This is a genomic window from Pseudomonas sp. LAMO17WK12:I10 (assembly GCF_900215185.1).
Classification (GTDB): Bacteria; Pseudomonadota; Gammaproteobacteria; order Pseudomonadales; family Pseudomonadaceae; genus Aquipseudomonas; species Aquipseudomonas chlororaphis.
Genome location: NZ_OBDX01000089.1, coordinates 1 through 1,488, shown reverse-complemented (window position 1 = coordinate 1,488; position 1,488 = coordinate 1). Strand labels below are relative to the sequence as shown.

Below are 1,488 nucleotides of genomic sequence, written 5' to 3'. Positions count from 1 at the left end.
ACAGCAGATCTGATCGCATCTTGACCTGCTGCCCTTTTGGCATCGAGGATGAAGAATTAGCCAGTAAATATTGGGCTACTTCAGACCATCCTTAGCTTGTTGGTGTGTGTTCGCAACTATCACCGTAGACAGGACTAGCCATTTTTCAACTTCTGTTTTAGGTTCAGGTGTCTAGCAACTACGAGGTTCATATAAATTCATATTTTATCATTTTTGGCGATGAGAATGCTGCTGTTAATAGCAAATAAAAAGTTAATGAATTAGGCTTTCGGGCAATCATCTACAAGTTCTTGACAGAGGGGATTTGTGTTCTTTAATAAAAAAGCGCATCCAAGGGTTGGGTCCGCGTAATAGGGAGAAGTTCTTGTTCAGAGCTTCAGTTCATACGGAAAAAGGAAATAAGGAAATTAAAATGTCTGAATTAGCCAAGAAAAAAGCTGTTCTAGATCAAGATCCACCTAAGAGTTTCACTCTCTTCGAGCAGGGTAATATCTTGGTAACCTTGAACCTGCCCGAAGCATTATCGCTCAGCAAGAATCAGAGTACAGACTTCCCAGTCGATCTAATACTGACAAATAAAACGAAGTTTACCATCACTTCGGCGAAGTTCAGCGTGACGCTCAATGAAGTGCTCGATGATACTGGCCAGATCTCGCTCGCGAAGGTGTACTGGAAGGGCCCCAAAGTTACGGACCCATTAAAAAATACAATGGATTTCATTTGGGATGGCCCCGTTCTTCCTGATGGAGCGGCCAACGGTAGACCTGATACTTCCGGATACTCTACAGTCCGGTGGATTGCCACGGCGAACAACGGGCAGGGCACGGAGACCTTCACGAATAGCCTGACCCTTGTCTCGCTTACCTTCGGGCCTATCGGGCCGATAGTTACGCCTACTGGGCCGACTGTAATTGTTCTCCCATAGCTGATCTGTCACCGCGGGGTCCAAAAGTCGGGGCCTCGCGGTCCAGGCTCTACGGTGTGATACATGGTCAAGGCCTCGAGCTGAGTCTGAGTTTAGGCAATCGCTTTTGTGGTCGCAGGTCAGCAAGCATCTGGCGGAGGTCATCTGCCTCGTATCTGTTTTATCTCACCGTTGCGCACTGCTGCCGCTTTGGCCGCCCTCTGTCTGAGATACCCCGCGAACTCGTCTTTCTTCTCCTGTACCTCAGCCAACATCGTGACCAAGCCGAAGATATCCTCCCGAGCCTTTCGCAGTTGCAGGCTGAGTTCCTAGATCTCGTTCTCCAGCAGGCGGGTGTGCTGCTTGCATATTTCCAGAGGCGAGGGAGGCCTAGCCAATTAGAGGTGTCGTCGATTTCCACGGGACTGTCTCAAGTTTGAGCTGTTTTTTATATTCAGTGATTGAGGTAGGTGTAGTGGTCAACTAATCCCGGACACGACGTTAAGTTTTCTCTCGGCCTGAGCCGGGGCCATCCCATCGTTGAACTGGTGCGGTCGAATCCAGTTGTACCGATGCATTAGGTA

At 48.7% G+C, this 1,488-nt stretch carries 1 protein-coding gene; it reads left to right on the top strand.

From position 1 onward, the window contains the following. Window positions 1-412 precede the first annotated feature (412 nt). Window positions 413-925 (top strand): hypothetical protein, encoded by a 513-nt coding sequence (locus tag CRO75_RS32230; RefSeq protein ID WP_097140672.1) that lies wholly within the window; start codon window positions 413-415, stop codon window positions 923-925. The last annotated feature ends 563 nt before the right edge of the window (window positions 926-1,488 follow it).

Coding starts and splice junctions, on each gene's coding strand:
- CRO75_RS32230 (WP_097140672.1), top strand. CDS start 413: ATGTCTGAATTAGCCAAGAAAAAAGCTGTTCTAGATCAAGATCCACCT.